Raw genomic sequence first — 15407 nt, 5'->3', positions numbered from 1 at the left:
TGAATTTTAGGCCGTGGGCGGTGTCGCGGCAGGTCGGTGCGGCTACTTGCCGCCGGCCATGGCGTCCGAGGCCGTGAAGAAGCGCACCATCACGTCGGTGGCGTCGGCCGGTGGTTTGGCCAGGCTGCTCTGGAATTCGAGGGCCTCGCCCGGGTTCAGCACGCTGCGCTCGGGCTTGGCGGTCCAGACATAGACCTCCTGCCCCGTCGCGTTGCGTGCGGCAAAGCGCAGCCGCGGCACTTCGAGCGGCTTGTGCGACTTGCTGACGATCTTGCCCTCGACCAAGAGGATGCTGGCGCCGTTCTGCGTCTCGCGGGTGATGTGCACCTTCTCGAAGTCGAGCTGGCGCAGGTTGACCGGCAGGCCGATGGCGGCAAACAGCGACGCGGTCTGCGGCAGGTAGCGCACCACCTCGTTGCGGGCGCCGATCAGTGCGACGTTGAAGGCAAACAGCACGAGCACGATCGCCGTCCAGCGCGACGAACGCCGCGATTTCTGCCGCTTCGTCTGCAGGCGGCGGCGGCGGGCGACGAAGGATTCCGAATCATCTTCCGCCTTCGCGCCCGGCTCCGGCAGCGGCATGTGCTCGATCGGCGGCACCAGCGACGGCGAGTCGGCGATGGTCACCGTTTCGGCTTCGGCGGCCACAAAGTCGTCGGCCGCGGCGAAATTCGCCGTCTCAGCCTCGGGCGCATGGACGTCGGGCACCGATCCCGGCGCGGCCTCGTCGTGGCCGAAGTCGTCCGGCGGGGCGATGTTCGTGACGGCGGGAAGGACCGGCTCCCGCGCTGCGGTGGGCGGAGTGGCCGGCGGCGCCTGCTCGGCCTCGGCCTCGGCGATAACGCTGTCGACGAAGGCGTCGACCGTCGTCCCGGGCGCCGGCGCGGTCGCGAACCAGGTCGCCCGGCAACGTGCGCATCGCACCATACGTCCCGTCCCCCCGACCGACCCGGGGTCGATCTGGTAGGACGTCGCGCAACTCGGACAGACGATCAGCATGGAATCCAAACCGGTAGCCCGGTCAGAAACCTAGCAGCCGACCGTTAAAGGACCGGAAACCATGGGGCGGCGAATGGCCTCGCCCGAATGCCTTGGATGGGCGGCCTTTCCGCTCTGGCGGCGCGGCCATAATGCTGTAAAACCTTGGTTCTAGCGGGGAATCAGCGTTGCGGGGCGCGCTGGCCGGCCTTGCGGGGGTTGACGAGCCGGGGTGGCGGAGACGGGTTTGGTCCGATTCGAAAATGTTGGATTGCGTTACGGCATGGGGCCGGAGGTTCTGCGCGACCTCACCTTTCGCATCGAGCCGCATTCATTCCAGTTTCTGACCGGCCCGTCAGGGGCGGGGAAGACCTCCCTGCTGCGCCTCCTGTTCCTGTCGCTGAAGCCGACCCGCGGCCTCATCACCCAGTTCGGCCATGACGTGGCGACCCTGTCCAAGGACGCGGTCGCAACGCTGCGGCGGCGGATCGGCATCGTCTTCCAGGATTTCCGGCTGCTCGACCACATGAGCACCTACGAGAACGTCGCGTTGCCGTTGCGCGTGATGGGCCGGCCAGAGGACAGCTACCGCGAGGAGGTGATCGAACTCCTGAACTGGGTCGGCCTCGGCGAGCGCATCTGGGCGCTGCCGCCCGTCCTCTCCGGCGGCGAGAAGCAGCGCGCGGCCATCGCCCGCGCCGTCATCGCCCGTCCGCAATTGCTCCTTGCCGACGAGCCGACCGGCAACGTCGACCCGACTTTGGGCCAGCGGCTGCTCAGGTTGTTCATCGAGCTCAACAAGTCCGGTACCTCGGTGGTGATCGCGACGCACGACATCGCCTTGATGGACCAGTACGATGCCCGGCGCCTCGTGCTGCACGACGGCCGCCTGCACATCTACGACTGAGGCGAGGGGATGAGCGAAACCGTCCGAAGCGATTTCACGCCGGTGCCGCGCGTCTCTGCCGTGCCGCAGCCGCGCTACGAGACGCCTTTGGTGCCGCGCAATTCGATTGCCGGGCGTGCGCTGGTCGCGGTGGTCGCGATCATGACCTTCCTCGCCTCGCTCACCACCGGCGGCGTCATCCTGGTGAGCAAGGCCGCCAGCGAATGGCAATCCGACGTCTCGCACGAAATGACCGTGCAGATCATCCCGGCGTCCGGCCGGGATACCGACGCCGACGTCGCCAAGGCGACCGCGGTGGTGAAGAACTTCCCCGGCATCGCCGACGTGCAGGCCTACACCAGGGAGCAATCGGCAAAGCTGCTCGAGCCATGGCTCGGCAGCGGGCTGACGCTCGACGAACTGCCGGTGCCGCGGCTGATCGTGGTGAAGGTCGCGCGCGGCGCTGCGCCGGATCTGCCGCTGCTGCGTAACGACCTCACGCAGCAGGTGCCCGGCGCCGTGCTCGACGATCATCGCGGCTGGATCGACCGCATGCGCACGATGTCCGGCACCGCCATCGCCATCGGCGTCACCATCCTGGTGCTGATGATCGCCGCAACGATCCTGTCCGTCACGTTCGCGACCCGCGGCGCCATGGCCACGAACAAGACCGTCATCGAAGTCCTGCATTTCGTCGGCGCCAAGAACCGGTTCATCGCCGAGAATTTCCAGCGTCACTTTCTGCTGCTAGGGCTCGAGGGCGGCGCCATCGGCGGCGGCGCCGCGGTGGCGCTGTTCGCGCTGGCCGCGGGCTTGAGCCGCTGGTTCGGCAGCACGGCGGGCGGCGAGCAGACCACGGCGCTGTTCGGCTCCTTCGCCATCGGCATCGGCGGCTATGTCGCGGTGCTGTTCCAGGTTTTTCTGATCGCCGGTGTGACCGCCTTCACCTCGCGGCACACCGTCAACAGCACGCTCGAGATGATCGACTGATATGTTTTCCGGTTTGGTCCGCTGGATCGGCTTCCTCACGATAACCGCCGGCCTCGTCGCCGCGCTGTTGCTGACCGGCGGCTTTTTCTGGTTCGTCTGGCAGATCAAGACCGAGGAGGTTTCGCTTGACCGCAATGCCAGCGGCATCGTCGTGCTCACCGGCGCCCCCGCGCGCATCCCCGATGCGATCGAACTTCTCGCCGCCGACCGCGGCAAGCGGCTGCTGATCACCGGCGTGCACCATGACACGCGCGCCGCCGAGATTGCGCATTTGATGCCGCTCTATTCGAAGTACTTCACCTGCTGCGTCGATCTCGACCGCTCCGCGCTCAATACCTTCGGCAACGCCATCGAGACCAAGCGCTGGGCGGTCGAGCACAATTTCAATTCGCTGATCATCGTCACGTCGAACTGGCATATGCCGCGCGCCATGGCCGAGATGGAGCACCAGATGCCGCAGACGACCTTGATCCCGTTCCCGGTCGTGTCGGAAAAGATCAAGGCCAATCCCTGGTGGTCGAACGGCGAGACCATGCGGCTTTTCATCAGCGAATATCTGAAATATCTCTTCGCGCACGTCCGGATGCGCATCGATCCGGACACTACGTGAGGAGCGCGGCCATGGTCACGATTCTGCGCTCTGTCGCATTCAACATTTGCTTCTACCTGAATACGCTGGTCTTCCTGATCATCGCGCTGCCGACGTTCTTCCTGCCGTATCAGGCGATCGTTGAAGTCGCGAAGGCCTGGGGGCGCGTCAACCTCGTCCTGCTGCGCGTCATCGCCGGCGTCGATTTCGAGCTGCGCGGACGCGAGAAGATTCCGCCGGGCGCCGTCATCGTCGCCGCCAAGCACCAGTCGGCGTGGGAGACCTTCGCCCTGCTGCACCTGTTCGACAGCCCGACCTTCATCATGAAGCGCGAGCTGCAGTGGATTCCGATCTTCGGCTGGCTGACGATCAAGGGGCGCATGGTCGCGGTCGATCGCCGCGCCGGCTCGCAGGCGCTGGTGCAGATGGCGGAGCGGGCGCGCGTCGAGCTCGCGCGCGGGCGACAGCTCATCATCTTCCCCGAAGGCACGCGGCGGCCGGTCGGCGCCGAGCCGCGCTACAAATACGGCGTCTCGTATCTCTACGCCGCCGAAGGCGTGCCCTGTCTGCCCGTCGCGCTCAACTCGGGTGTGTTCTGGCCGCGCCGGTCGATCCTGCGGCGTCCGGGCACGGTGGTGGTCGAGATCCTCGATCCGATCCCGCCGGGGCTCGACAAGGAGGACTTCATCCGGCGTTTGCAGGACGAGATCGAAACGGCGACGGCGCGGCTCGTCGCCGAGGGCGGGGCGCGGCGCGCCGGCTGAATTCACGCGTGCTCGTGCACGCCTTTGAGCCGATCGGCCAGCAGGTGCAGCTCGGGGTCGCGGTAACCCTGCCGTTCGATCTCGGCCACCGTTTCCAGCACGTAATCGCGGTTGTTGCCCGAGCGGCCATGCCCCTGCCGCACGTAGTGCAATTGCTTTTCCAGGCTCAGCCGGCCGGCATATTGCTCGTGCCCACGGTCGACCATGTAGCAAAGCGCCTGTGCCCGCTGTCCCGGGTCATCCAGGAACCAGACCGAGCGCCAGCATTCGCGATAGACCATGGTCGCCTGCTCGCGCCCGCGCAGATACGCGATGGTCTCCGCGCGCTTCGCGGCAGCGACGCGATAGAGGACGCCGCGGCAATTGCCGCCCTGGTCGAGCCCGAGCACCAGTCCCGGCTTCTCCGGCGTGCCGCGGTGCACGAACGAATAGACGCAGAGGGCGCGATGGGCGCCCATCACGCGCGCGGGTCGGCGCTGCTGAAATTCAAAACCAGGCCGCCACATCAGCGAGCCGTAGGCAAAAACCCAGAGATCGCCGCCCCACTGGTCGATTGTTGTGCTCATCCTGCGCGGGAGTGGCCTGCGGCGTTGACAAGGAGCAAGGAACGCGGCTCCGGTACCAGCCGCCTGCCGCCAGCGCAAGGCCGCGCCTGGGAGATTTGGCGCAGAAACGCCGCATTCGGAAGGTGTGTGAGCCGCGATGTCGGATATGCCGATCGATCTGAAATCCCGTCGCCGGACGCGCCGCCGCTATCTGGCGATGGTGGTTTTCGTGCTCGCGCTCATCGGCGGCTGGAGCGCTTTCTGGTGGTACGCCTCCGGGCGCGCGGCCGAGGTGATTGCCGATTGGCGCGAGCACGAGGCCGCGGCGGGCCGCGTGTTCGGCTGTGGCTCGCAAGACATCGCCGGCTATCCGTTCCGCATCGAGGTGACGTGCCGGCCGGTGACGGCCGAGTTCCGCAACTTCTCGCCGCCGCTCGATGTGCGGCTGCCACGCATTCTCGTCGCCGCGCAGATCTACGATCCGACCCTTCTGATCAGCGAGTTCGACGGTCCCGTGAGCATCGGCGGCGCCGGCGCGACTCCCGAGTTCGAGGCGAACTGGACGTTGGGACAATCGAGCGTGCGCGGGCTGGCGGCGACGCCGCAGCGCGTGTCGCTGGTCTTCGACGCGCCGGAGATCGACCATGTCGCCGGCGGCAAGCGCGACGTCTGGCTCAAGGCCCAGCATCTGGAATTGCATGGGCGCGTCGCTGCCCCGTCGGCCGATGACAAGGGCGGCATCGAGACGGCGCTGCGTGTACAGCAGGCGTCGCTTCCCGGCCTTCATCCGGCCGCGACCAAGCCGATCGATGCGACGATCGATACGGTCCTGCGCGGCGTCACCGATTTCTCGCCGAAGCCCTGGAAGGTGCGCTTCCGCGAATTGCAGGCGGCTGGCGGCCGCATCGAGGTGCCGCAGGCGCGCGTATCGCAAGGCGACATCCTGGCGGTCGGCAACGGCGCGCTGACGCTCAACGCCGGCGGCCATCTCGACGGCCAGATCCAGGTCACCGTCGCCGGCCTCGAACAGTTCCTCGATGAGATCGGCGCCAAGCAGATGGTGCAGAGCTCGCCGGCGATGGACAAACTGGCCGGGGCGCTCGACCGTTTGGCTCCGGGCCTCGGCAACGCCGCGCGCGAGCAGCTCAGCTCGAATATTGGTGCCGGCATCAACGCGCTCGGCCAGCAGACGACGCTCGAAGGGCGGCCCGCGGTGGCGCTGCCGCTGCGCTTCGAAGACGGCGCGATGTTCCTCGGGCCGATCCCGATCGGCAAGACGCCGGCGTTGTTCTAGTTCGCGGTTGTGTCGGATTAGACTTGGCCTACGGCACGGCAGGCTCCCTCTCCCCTGTGGGGAGAGGGTTGGGGTGAGGGGGTTCAGGAGTCAGTGAGTTTGTAACCCCTCACTCGCCGCACTTCGTGCGGCGACCTCTCCCTATGGGAGAGGTGAAGCGGGCGTGTCGCAACGCTCGATATATTCAACGAAGCACTACTCTTCCGCGGCGTAAGGCTTCGGCATCGGCGTGTGCGGCAGGTCCGGATGCGGGCGGCCGAAGTCGGGCGCCGGCGAATCCTGGCCAATCTGCACGATGCCCTTGCGGATCGCGCGCGTGCGCGCGAAGTGCTCGAACAAAGTCGCGCCGTCGCCGTTGCGGATCGCGCGCGTCAGCGCCGAGATGTCCTCGTTGAAGCGGCCGAGCATTTCCAGCACCGCGTCCTTGTTGGCGAGGAAGACGTCGCGCCACATCGTCGGGTCGGAAGCGGCGATGCGCGTGAAGTCGCGGAAGCCGCCGGCCGAGAACTTCAGCACCTCGGAACGCGTCACGTTCTGCAATTCGTCCGCCGTACCGACGATGGTGTAGGCAATCAGATGTGGCAGATGGCTGGTCACCGCCAGCACCAGGTCATGATGCTCCGGGGTCATCGCCTCGACATTGGCGCCGAGCAGCGTCCAGAACTGGGCCAGCTTGTCGGTCGCCGCCGCGTCGGTTCCGTCCGGTGGGGTGAGGATGCACCAACGGTTCACGAACAGCTCGGCGAAGCCGGCGTCGGGCCCGGAATATTCGGTGCCGGCCACCGGATGCGCAGGCACGAAGTGCACATGGGCGGGCAAATGCGGGCGCATGTCGCGCACCACCGAGCCCTTCACCGAGCCGACATCCGAAACGGTGGCGCCGGGCGCAAGGTGCGGCCCGATCTCGGCCGCGACGGCGCCGCAGGCGCCGACCGGAATGCAGACGATGACGAGATCGGCGCCTTCGACCGCCTCGGCATTCGTCTCGACCACCTGGTCGGCGAGGCCGAGCTCAGCGATGCGCCGCCGCGTCTCCGGCGAGCGCGCGGTGGCGACGATCGAGCCGACGGCGTTCTGCAGTTTCGCCGCGCGCGCGATCGACGAGCCGATCAGCCCGACGCCGATCAGCGCGAGACGATTGTAGAGGGTCTTGCTCACGCGGCCTTCCCCAGGAAGTCGCGCAGCGCGGCGACGACCAGACGATTGGCCTCCTCGCCGCCGACGGTCATGCGCAGCGCATGCGGCAGCTTGTAGCCGGCGACGCCGCGCAAGATGAGGCCCCGCTTGGTGAGGAAGGCGTCGGCCTCCTTGGCGGTGCGGCCCGGCGTCTCCGGGAAATGGATGAGCACGAAGTTGGCCACGCTCGGCGTCACCTTCAGGCCGAGTTCGCGGATCTCTTCGGTGAGCCAGGCGAGCCAGTGCTTATTGTGCGCGCGCGCCTTTTCGACATGCGCGGTGTCGCGGATGGCGGCGATGCCGGCGGCGATCGCCGGCGCGTTCACGTTGAACGGGCCGCGAACGCGGTTGACCGCGTCGACGATGTGCGCCGGGCCGTACATCCAGCCGAGCCGGAGCGCCGCCAGCCCGTAGATTTTCGAGAAGGTGCGGCACATCACGACGTTCTCGGACGTGGCCACGAGCTCGATGCCGGCCTCGTAATCGTTTCGATCGACGTATTCGGCGTAAGCCGCGTCGAGCACGAGCAGCACGTGCGGCGGCAAGCCGCGATGCAGCCGCTTCACCTCGTCGAACGAGATGTAGGTGCCGGTCGGATTGTTCGGGTTGGCGAGGAAGACGACCCTGGTCTTAGCCGTCACCGCGCTCAGCAGGTGATCGACGTTGGCCGTGTAATCGGTCTCCGGCGCGACGACGGGCTTCGCGCCGGCCGCCAACGTCGCGATCGGATAGACGAGAAAGCCGTGCGTGGCGTGGATCGCCTCGTCGCCGTCCTTGAGATAGGCGCGGGCGATCAGGTTGAGCAGATCGTCGGAGCCGGCGCCGCAGACGATGCGCGCCGGATCGAGGCCGAACGTCTGACCGATCGCCTCGCGCAGCGCGGTCGCGGCGCCGTCCGGATAATCCTCGAGGTGCTTGCCGGCCTCGTTGTAGGCGGCGATCGCATGCGGGCTCGGGCCCAGCGGCGTCTCGTTGGACGAGAGCTTGAACACCTTGGCGACGCCGGGCGCGCTGCTCTTGCCCGGGATGTACGGGGCAATGTCGAGCACGCCGGGGCGCGGTTGCGGACGGTCGGTCATGGTCGGATCCGGACGTTTCAGGCCTTGTCGGCGGCAACCGTATAGCGGGTTGCGTGGCTGCCGACGAGGGCCGCCGAGCGCAAGGTGGCGCCGGCCTTGACCAGGGTCGCCTTGATGCCGTCGAGCGAATTGTCGCTGGGCAGGCTCATGAGCAGCGCCGCGCCGTCGAAGGCGCGGTCGGGTACCGCGATGAAGTCCGCCTCAGCCGCGAGGGCCTGCGCCGCTTTGGCGCTCCAGCCGGAGACGCGCACGCTCCAGACCGACATGTCGGTCGCCATGGCATCGGCGGCGACGCGCGACAACACGAACACTGGCAGCGCGGCCGGATGATCCGGGCGCTCGACGAAGGGCAGGCGGGCGATGATCTTCGGCGCGGTGTCGAATTCGAGCGCGCTCCACCAGGCGCCGGCCCCGGCCACGGCGGTCGCCGGCACAAGGCCGAGGTCGCCCTTCGACTCGGAGACGCCCTGCACGACACCGGACGCGCCCATGTGCGGCACGAACGGCACCGTGAAGCCGAAATGGAAGCGGGCGCTGTCGCGCATCAGCGCGTCGCCGGCGGAGAGGTCGGCATGCACCGAGAAGGGCGACTGCACATAGGTGAACGTGGCGATGATGACGCGCCAAATGCTCTCGACCGTGTCGAGCGGCAGGATGCCTTTGTGGCGCTCGACCAGCCGCCGCATCATCTCGGCCTCGCGCGCGGGCCGGAAGGCCGAACCGGTCTCCTGGCTCTTCTTGACCGCGATGAGGCGCCCGATGATCTCGCTGCGCTCGATCAGCAGATTGTGCATCGTCTCGTCGATGCGGTCGATGTCCTTGCGCAGTTCGGCGAGGGAGGGGACGTCGGGGGTCTTTGACATGCGGCTATTGATAAATGCGCCGGCGTACGAAATCAAACAGGCGTTCCGTGTGGGTTGATGCCGCCCCGCCCCTGTGCCGCGCGGCTTGTGCCCGGGGCGCCCGCGGCCATTCGCCGCCGATCGAGCGCATGCCTCTGCGCCTCGCGACGATAATGCGCGGCCACCGAACATTTCGCCCGCGGTTTTTTTCTTTGGAACGTCGATGCTGCAATCTCTCTTACCCGCCTGGAGCGGGATGCCCGGCCTCGCGCGTCGGAAATTTACAAAAAGACTGTTCGAAACGGACATGCGTGTATCGCGCGACGACAACAACCATCCCTCGTGCGCTCATCCGTCATCTGCCGACGTATTCAAAGCCGATAAAATATGTTGGACACCGCACAAAATTACGGTATGGCAGCCCTGCGTGCTGCCGATTCCGGCGTATGGCACGAAAAATCCATCCAGCAATCAAAAAGCTGACACGCTTCAGCCTTTCTTCCAATTTGGAAAAGGCGCTGAAGTGTTTGGGGAGAAACGCTCAAAAGGATCAACGAGGAGAATGATCTGATGAGACTTGTAAAATATGGTGCGACGGTCTTGGCGTGCTCGGTCGCTTTCGCGGCGAGCTCAAGTGCCGCGTCAGCGCGGCCGCACCATCATCGCTACGTACGCCACCATGAGCATGTTGCGCATCATGTCGTGCATCATCGCCACCTGCGTGCGGAATATCGCTCTGGCGCCGCGCACTCCATGGTGGCGGCACCGACCGGCGCTTACGGCGGTCCGGGCAGCATGCCCGAGTACGGCGCGAGAGGCGTCGAGTCCGAAGCCACCGTTGCGCCTGCGCGCCATAGCCGCGTCAGCCGCCGTCGTGGCGAGCGTGAGCACGTCGCCACCGAGCCGGTGAGCACGTTCGGCAGCTTCGGCGGCAGTTCGTTGGTCGCGGATGCGCGCCGTTATCTCGGCACCAATCCAACCGACCGGCGCACGCTCTGGTGCGGGGCGTTCATGGACAAGGTTCTGCGCGACACGGGCCACCGTGGCGGTGGCAATCTTGCCACCGGCTATCTGCACTACGGTCGTCGCATTGGCGGCCCGCGCGTCGGCGCCATCGCGGTGATGTACCGGCGCGGCGGCGGTCATGTCGGCGTGGTCAGCGGCATCGACCCGAACGGCAACCCGATCATCGTGTCGGGCAACCACAACAACACGGTCGCCGAGTCGGTCTATCCGCGTAGCCGCATCGCGGCTTACGTCGAACCCGGCGGCTGATCGATCGACGTCGAGCGCGCGCCCGTTTTGCAAGCGGGCGCGCGCTTGCGCGTTAAGGTTACGCGCGCCGCGTAAACCACTTCATTGTAAATTCAATCGCTCGAAAGCGACTAAAAGTGGCGTGATAAATCGGGTGCGGGCCGGCCTCATTCCGGCGCTCAAGAAGACTGGGCACCCGCCATGCGTTCACGGACAAGGTTTGCCTTCGCCGCCGGCTGTGTCGGCCTCGCGATCCTGATCGAACCCGCTGCGGGCACGCCGCTGCCGCGCCCGCGTCACGCGCCGCCGGCGCAGCATCCGCACCCCGTCCGCCCGGCGCAGCGCTCCGCAGCGCTCGCTCCTCATCCGCTCACCGAGGTTTCGTTGTCGGCGCACACGAGCTACGCCGTGCCGGCGCTGGTTTCGGAAGCGCGCAAATACATGGGCACCAATCCGACCGACCGGAAGCGGCTCTGGTGCGCCACGTTCATGAACTTCATTCTTGCCAAGCTCGGCTATGCCGGCACCAATTCCGATGCTGCACGGTCGTTCGCCTATTACGGACGGCGCATCTCCGAGCCGCGCGTCGGCGCCATCGCCGTCCTCACGCGCGGCAGGCGCGGGGGCCATGTCGGCGTCGTCTCCGGCATCGACAAGAACGGCGATCCGATCATCATCTCGGGCAATCACAATCGGACGGTCGGCGAGGGCATCTATTCGCGCTCGCGAGTGATCGCCTATGTGATGCCGAGCGCGCGCCACGGCGAGACGCGAATTGCTGCCAATGGCCCGGTCAGCGTGCCGGGTGCGGACGGCGGCGTCGATTCGCCCATCACCGAATTGATCGCGGCGATCGAGGCCGAGCAGGCGCACGCCGAAACGCCGGCCGTGAAGCACGAGGCGCGGCAGCCGCCACGGCGCGCTGAACCTGCGCCTGCGCCTGTGCCGCACCGCGTGGTGCAGCAGATGTCGGACGCGCCGCGGCAGGCTGCGCCCGTCGCGCGCGCGGTCGGCAACCCGTTTTCCGAGTTGATCGGAACGCTCGAAGGCCGCAAGCACAAGGCGCTATAGCAGCCTGCCGTCACGCACCGTATCGCCGACCGCGATCTCGCCGCCGGTAACGACCTCGGCGTAGACGCCGCAATCCATGTGATCGAAGGTCTGCATCAGCGTCTGCGGGATCGTCATGTCGCGCACGCCGGTCAGCGGATCGACGTTGGTCGCCGCGCAGCGGACGATGCGCTTCACCACCTTCAGCCGCGCGCCGCCGGCGTCAATTTCCTGGCCCATGAGTTCGAACTCGCGCCAGGCAGGCCAGCCGGTCACGTACAGATTGGCGCGGAAGCGCAACGGGTCGACCGGCCGCCCGACGGCGGTTTCGACCGCCGCGATCGAGGCGAGGTTGATGATCGCGACCACCTTCTTCGCCACGTCCGAGAACGAATGGCCTTCCCCGTAGAGGACCTTCGGCGGACCGTTGAGTTCGTCGGCGCAGAAGGCCGCCATGAACGCCTCGATGTTGGCGCGGCCCTCTGCCGTGCGGAGGTCGCCGCGCGCCGCTTCGCGGCCCTCGTGGCGGATGCTGAGCGTGCGGCTCGCCTCGTCAAAGTCCGTCTTCAGGGCCGCAAGCCGCTCGTTGCGCATCAGCATCAGGAAGCGCTGCTTGGGGAAGTAGGCCGGGTGGGCAGCATCGAAGCCGGTCGGGCCGTTCTCGATGGCGTAGAGCCGGTCGGCCGGCAGGGTGCCGCCGGCGGTCAGGGCGGCCCGGGTGAGCGCCTGCGGCGACAGCCCCTTAGCGGGGTAGTGATAGATCGACTGGATCGTGGCGGCTGCCATGGAAATTGAGGGACCTGATTCCGGCGGGAAAAGGGGCTCGTCCTGACCTATCTCAAGCGGAAGGGCTCTTCAAACCCGCATAAGCGTTCCCACATAATGGATCGAGGCGGGCCGCCCACGATGGGGACCCGCGGAAACGGTGCCAGTTTGGGCCGAAGGAGTTGAGACCATGAATTTCGAGAAATACACCGACCGCGCCCGCGGGTTCGTGCAGTCAGCGCAGTCGCTGGCCATGCGCGAGGGCCATCAGCAGTTTGCCCCCGAACACCTCCTGAAAGTGCTGCTTGACGACCCGGAGGGGTTGGCGGCGGGCCTGATCGACCGCTCCGGCGGCAATTCGCGCCAGGCGCTGCAGCAGACGGAAGCTGCGCTCGCCAAGCGGCCGAAGATTTCCGGTGGCGGCGCCGGCCAGGTCTATCTCGATCCCGCTCTGGCGCGAGTCTTCGACGCGGCCGAGAAGGCCGGCGAGAAGGCGGGCGATTCCTTCGTCACCGTCGAGCGACTGCTGCTTGGCCTCGCGCTGGAGAAGGACAGCGAGGCCGGGAAGATTCTCAAAGCCGCCGCCGTCACACCACAGAACCTCAACGCCGCAATCAATGCGCTGCGCAAAGGCCGAACTGCGGATTCCGCCTCCGCCGAGAATGCCTATGATGCGCTGAAAAAATATGCCCGGGACCTGACGCAGGCGGCGCGCGACGGCAAGCTCGATCCGGTTATCGGCCGCGACGAGGAAATCCGCCGCACCATCCAGGTGTTGTCGCGGCGGACCAAGAACAATCCTGTGCTGATCGGCGAGCCGGGCGTCGGCAAGACGGCGATCGTCGAGGGCCTCGCGCTGCGCATCGTCAACGGCGACGTGCCGGAGAGCCTGCAGGACAAGAAGCTGCTGGCGCTCGACCTTGGCGCCATGATCGCCGGCGCGAAGTATCGCGGCGAGTTCGAGGAGCGGCTCAAGGCCGTGCTGCAGGAAGTCACCGCGGCCGAAGGCGGCATCGTCCTCTTCATCGACGAGATGCACACCTTGGTTGGCGCCGGCAAGGCCGACGGCGCCATGGACGCGTCGAACCTTCTGAAGCCGGCGCTGGCGCGCGGCGAACTGCACTGCATCGGCGCGACCACGCTCGACGAGTACAAGAAGCACGTCGAGAAGGACGCTGCCCTGGCGCGGCGCTTCCAGCCGGTGTTCGTCTCCGAGCCGACGGTCGAAGACACGATTTCGATCCTGCGCGGCCTGAAGGACAAATACGAGCAGCATCACGGCGTGCGGATCGCCGACTCGGCGATCGTCGCCGCGGCGACGTTGTCGAACCGCTACATCACCGACCGCTTCCTGCCCGACAAGGCGATCGACCTGGTGGACGAGGCGGCGGCACGCCTGAAGATGCAGGTCGATTCCAAGCCGGAAGAGCTCGATACGATCGACCGCGAGATCGTGCGGTTGAAGATCGAGCAGGAGGCGCTCAAGAAGGAGAGCGACCCGGGCTCGAAGGACCGGTTGGGCAAGCTCGAGGTCGAGCTCGCCGATCTCGAGAAGAAATCGGCCGACCTCACCAGCCGCTGGAAATCCGAAAAGGAGAAGCTCGGCTCGGCGACCGAATTGAAGAAGCAACTCGACGATGCGCGCAACGAGCTCGCCATTGCTCAGCGCAAGGGCGAGTACCAGAAGGCCGGCGAATTGGCCTACGGCCGCATTCCCGACCTCGAGAAGAAACTCAAGGCGGTCGAGAACACCGAAGGCAAGACTGCGATGGTCGAGGAGACCGTCACCGCCGATCACGTGGCGGGCGTCGTCTCGCGCTGGACCGGCGTGCCGGTCGACAGGATGCTCGAAGGTGAGAAGGAAAAGCTGCTGCGCATGGAGGACGAGCTCGCCAAGCGGGTCGTCGGCCAGGCCGAGGCGGTGCGCGCCGTCTCGACCGCGGTGCGCCGCGCGCGCGCCGGCTTGCAGGACCCGCATCGGCCGATCGGCTCGTTCATGTTCCTGGGCCCCACCGGCGTCGGCAAGACGGAGCTGACGAAAGCGCTCGCCGAATACCTGTTCGACGACGAGAGCGCGCTTCAGCGCATCGACATGTCCGAGTACATGGAGAAGCATGCGGTCGCGCGGCTGATCGGCGCGCCTCCGGGCTATGTCGGCTACGAGGAGGGCGGTGCGCTCACCGAAGCGGTGCGGCGTCGGCCCTATCAGGTCGTGTTGTTCGACGAGATCGAGAAGGCGCACCCGGACGTGTTCAACGTGCTCCTGCAGGTGCTCGATGACGGACGCCTGACGGACGGGCAGGGCCACACGGTCGACTTCCGCAATACGCTGATCATCATGACGTCGAACCTGGGCGCCGATTATCTGGTGAACCAGCCGGACGGCCAGGACACCGATGCCGTGCGCGATCAGGTCATGGCGGTGGTGCGCTCTGCGTTCCGGCCTGAGTTCCTGAACCGCGTGGACGAGATCATCCTGTTCCATCGGCTCAAGCGCACCGAGATGGGCCGCATCGTCGACATCCAGATGGTGCGGCTGCAGAAGCTGCTCGACGATCGCAAGATCACGCTGGTGCTCGAGCCGAGTGCACGCGACTGGCTCGCCGACAAGGGCTGGGACCCGGCCTATGGCGCACGCCCCTTGAAGCGCGTGATCCAGAAGTCGGTGCAGGACCCGCTCGCCGAGATGATCCTCGCCGGCACGGTGAAGGACGGCGAGACGGTGAATGTGTCGGGCGACAAGCTCGGCCTCACCTTCAACGGCAAGATGGCCGCGGCGGCGTAATACTGCCTCTTCCTCCGCTCGTCCCCGCGCAAGCGGGGACCCGGCGCTGGATGCCCGCTTGCGCGGGCATGAGCGGAGGACAGTTCTCTCTTAAATCGTGAAACTCAGCGCGCCGCCACGCGCGCCGGCTTGCGCGCCATGATGCCGTCGATGCGCTCGCGCTCCTGATCGAAGCTCGCCAGCATCCCTCCGCCAAGCTCGCGGCCGCGCGGCAGCTTGATGCGCATCGGATCGACGAAGCGGCCGTTGATGCGGATTTCGAAGTGCACGTGCGAGCCGGTCGACAGGCCGGTCGAGCCGACGAAGCCGATCACCTGGCCCTGGCGCACATGCGTGCCGTCCTCGATGCCGCGCGCATACGCGCTCATGTGACCGTAGGCGCTCTCGTAACCGTTGGCGTGGCGCAGAAG

General features: G+C 66.7%; 16 protein-coding genes (1 of these 16 cut by a window edge). 9 read left to right on the top strand and 7 right to left on the bottom strand.

Annotation, left to right across the window (positions count from 1 at the left end; translation table 11 throughout):
- Nucleotides 1–42: 42 nt before the first annotated feature.
- Nucleotides 43–999, bottom strand: a complete 957-nt coding sequence (locus VGV41_RS12355; RefSeq protein ID WP_326864139.1) for a zinc-ribbon domain-containing protein — start codon at nucleotides 997–999, stop codon at nucleotides 43–45.
- 226 nt (nucleotides 1000–1225) lie between these two features.
- Between VGV41_RS12355 and ftsE the strand changes: the two genes are divergently transcribed.
- From ftsE to VGV41_RS12335, 4 genes are read left to right on the top strand one after another with little or no spacing between them, the layout of a single operon-like run.
- On the top strand, nucleotides 1226–1885 hold the full coding sequence (gene ftsE / locus VGV41_RS12350; RefSeq protein ID WP_326864138.1) for a cell division ATP-binding protein FtsE: 660 nt from the start codon (nucleotides 1226–1228) through the stop codon (nucleotides 1883–1885).
- A 9-nt stretch (nucleotides 1886–1894) separates the two neighbouring features.
- Entirely contained in the window at nucleotides 1895–2854 is a 960-nt protein-coding gene (locus tag VGV41_RS12345) for an ABC transporter permease (protein WP_326864137.1), read from the top strand.
- Between the two features lies 1 nt (nucleotide 2855).
- Nucleotides 2856–3464 (top strand): YdcF family protein, encoded by a 609-nt coding sequence (locus VGV41_RS12340; RefSeq protein WP_326864136.1) that lies wholly within the window; start codon nucleotides 2856–2858, stop codon nucleotides 3462–3464.
- Nucleotides 3465–3475: 11 nt separating this feature from the next.
- A complete protein-coding gene (locus tag VGV41_RS12335; RefSeq protein ID WP_326864135.1) occupies nucleotides 3476–4207 on the top strand; it encodes a lysophospholipid acyltransferase family protein in 732 nt (243 codons plus the stop codon).
- Between the two features lie 2 nt (nucleotides 4208–4209).
- Here VGV41_RS12335 and VGV41_RS12330 read toward each other — a convergent pair whose 3' ends face one another.
- On the bottom strand, nucleotides 4210–4773 hold the full coding sequence (locus VGV41_RS12330) for a gamma-glutamylcyclotransferase (RefSeq protein WP_326864134.1): 564 nt from the start codon (nucleotides 4771–4773) through the stop codon (nucleotides 4210–4212).
- Between the two features lie 145 nt (nucleotides 4774–4918).
- Between VGV41_RS12330 and VGV41_RS12325 the strand changes: the two genes are divergently transcribed.
- Nucleotides 4919–6046, top strand: coding sequence for a DUF2125 domain-containing protein (locus tag VGV41_RS12325; protein ID WP_326864133.1), 1128 nt, complete (start codon nucleotides 4919–4921; stop codon nucleotides 6044–6046).
- A gap of 195 nt (nucleotides 6047–6241) precedes the next feature.
- Here VGV41_RS12325 and VGV41_RS12320 read toward each other — a convergent pair whose 3' ends face one another.
- Genes VGV41_RS12320 through VGV41_RS12310 form a run of 3 tightly spaced genes read right to left on the bottom strand, consistent with a single transcriptional unit; the run spans nucleotide 6242 to nucleotide 9164 of the window.
- Nucleotides 6242–7204 carry a prephenate/arogenate dehydrogenase family protein gene (locus VGV41_RS12320; protein ID WP_326864132.1) on the bottom strand — a complete coding sequence of 321 codons (963 nt, stop codon included), beginning with the start codon at nucleotides 7202–7204 and terminating at the stop codon, nucleotides 6242–6244.
- On the bottom strand, nucleotides 7201–8301 hold the full coding sequence (gene hisC / locus VGV41_RS12315) for a histidinol-phosphate transaminase (protein WP_326864131.1): 1101 nt from the start codon (nucleotides 8299–8301) through the stop codon (nucleotides 7201–7203). The genes VGV41_RS12320 and hisC overlap by 4 nt, the downstream gene beginning before the upstream one ends.
- A 17-nt stretch (nucleotides 8302–8318) precedes the next feature.
- On the bottom strand, nucleotides 8319–9164 hold the full coding sequence (locus VGV41_RS12310) for a chorismate mutase (RefSeq protein WP_326864130.1): 846 nt from the start codon (nucleotides 9162–9164) through the stop codon (nucleotides 8319–8321).
- Between the two features lie 202 nt (nucleotides 9165–9366).
- On the opposite strand from VGV41_RS12310, the gene VGV41_RS12305 reads away from it, so the two are divergent.
- From VGV41_RS12305 to VGV41_RS23020, 3 genes are all read left to right on the top strand, one after another.
- Complete coding sequence (locus VGV41_RS12305; protein WP_326864129.1) at nucleotides 9367–9714, top strand: hypothetical protein; 348 nt, start codon at nucleotides 9367–9369, stop codon at nucleotides 9712–9714.
- Nucleotides 9714–10418 (top strand): TIGR02594 family protein, encoded by a 705-nt coding sequence (locus tag VGV41_RS12300; protein ID WP_326864128.1) that lies wholly within the window; start codon nucleotides 9714–9716, stop codon nucleotides 10416–10418. The genes VGV41_RS12305 and VGV41_RS12300 overlap by 1 nt, the downstream gene beginning before the upstream one ends.
- Nucleotides 10419–10598: 180 nt before the next feature.
- On the top strand, nucleotides 10599–11468 hold the full coding sequence (locus tag VGV41_RS23020) for a TIGR02594 family protein (RefSeq protein WP_414705096.1): 870 nt from the start codon (nucleotides 10599–10601) through the stop codon (nucleotides 11466–11468).
- Here VGV41_RS23020 and VGV41_RS12290 read toward each other — a convergent pair.
- On the bottom strand, nucleotides 11463–12233 hold the full coding sequence (locus tag VGV41_RS12290; protein ID WP_326864127.1) for an MOSC domain-containing protein: 771 nt from the start codon (nucleotides 12231–12233) through the stop codon (nucleotides 11463–11465). The genes VGV41_RS23020 and VGV41_RS12290 overlap by 6 nt on opposite strands.
- A 169-nt stretch (nucleotides 12234–12402) precedes the next feature.
- Here VGV41_RS12290 and clpB point away from each other — a divergent pair, with 169 nt between their 5' ends.
- Nucleotides 12403–14997, top strand: coding sequence for an ATP-dependent chaperone ClpB (gene clpB / locus VGV41_RS12285; RefSeq protein WP_326864126.1), 2595 nt, complete (start codon nucleotides 12403–12405; stop codon nucleotides 14995–14997).
- 104 nt (nucleotides 14998–15101) lie between these two features.
- Here clpB and VGV41_RS12280 read toward each other — a convergent pair whose 3' ends face one another.
- Nucleotides 15102–15407 carry the end of a M23 family metallopeptidase gene (locus VGV41_RS12280; RefSeq protein WP_326864125.1) on the bottom strand. 1662 nt of this gene lie beyond the right edge of the window, so 306 of the gene's 1968 nt are visible here — the last part of the coding sequence; its start codon lies beyond the right edge, outside the window; the stop codon is at nucleotides 15102–15104.

The organism is Pseudolabrys sp., from assembly GCF_035943735.1.
Classification (GTDB): Bacteria; Pseudomonadota; Alphaproteobacteria; order Rhizobiales; family Xanthobacteraceae; genus Pseudolabrys.
Note: the sequence above shows the minus strand (reverse complement) of the source record. Positions and strands in the feature narration are given on the sequence as shown.

What these genes read in the sequence shown, in the direction of transcription:
- VGV41_RS12355 (WP_326864139.1), bottom strand. Translation starts at nt 999, where the DNA reads ATGCTGATCGTCTGTCCGAGTTGCGCGACGTCCTACCAGATCGACCCC.
- VGV41_RS12345 (WP_326864137.1), top strand. Translation starts at nt 1,895, where the DNA reads ATGAGCGAAACCGTCCGAAGCGATTTCACGCCGGTGCCGCGCGTCTCT.
- VGV41_RS12340 (WP_326864136.1), top strand. Translation starts at nt 2,856, where the DNA reads ATGTTTTCCGGTTTGGTCCGCTGGATCGGCTTCCTCACGATAACCGCC.
- VGV41_RS12335 (WP_326864135.1), top strand. Translation starts at nt 3,476, where the DNA reads ATGGTCACGATTCTGCGCTCTGTCGCATTCAACATTTGCTTCTACCTG.
- VGV41_RS12330 (WP_326864134.1), bottom strand. Translation starts at nt 4,773, where the DNA reads ATGAGCACAACAATCGACCAGTGGGGCGGCGATCTCTGGGTTTTTGCC.
- VGV41_RS12325 (WP_326864133.1), top strand. Translation starts at nt 4,919, where the DNA reads ATGCCGATCGATCTGAAATCCCGTCGCCGGACGCGCCGCCGCTATCTG.
- hisC (WP_326864131.1), bottom strand. Translation starts at nt 8,301, where the DNA reads ATGACCGACCGTCCGCAACCGCGCCCCGGCGTGCTCGACATTGCCCCG.
- VGV41_RS12310 (WP_326864130.1), bottom strand. Translation starts at nt 9,164, where the DNA reads ATGTCAAAGACCCCCGACGTCCCCTCCCTCGCCGAACTGCGCAAGGAC.
- VGV41_RS12305 (WP_326864129.1), top strand. Translation starts at nt 9,367, where the DNA reads ATGCTGCAATCTCTCTTACCCGCCTGGAGCGGGATGCCCGGCCTCGCG.
- VGV41_RS12300 (WP_326864128.1), top strand. Translation starts at nt 9,714, where the DNA reads ATGAGACTTGTAAAATATGGTGCGACGGTCTTGGCGTGCTCGGTCGCT.
- VGV41_RS23020 (WP_414705096.1), top strand. Translation starts at nt 10,599, where the DNA reads ATGCGTTCACGGACAAGGTTTGCCTTCGCCGCCGGCTGTGTCGGCCTC.
- VGV41_RS12290 (WP_326864127.1), bottom strand. Translation starts at nt 12,233, where the DNA reads ATGGCAGCCGCCACGATCCAGTCGATCTATCACTACCCCGCTAAGGGG.
- clpB (WP_326864126.1), top strand. Translation starts at nt 12,403, where the DNA reads ATGAATTTCGAGAAATACACCGACCGCGCCCGCGGGTTCGTGCAGTCA.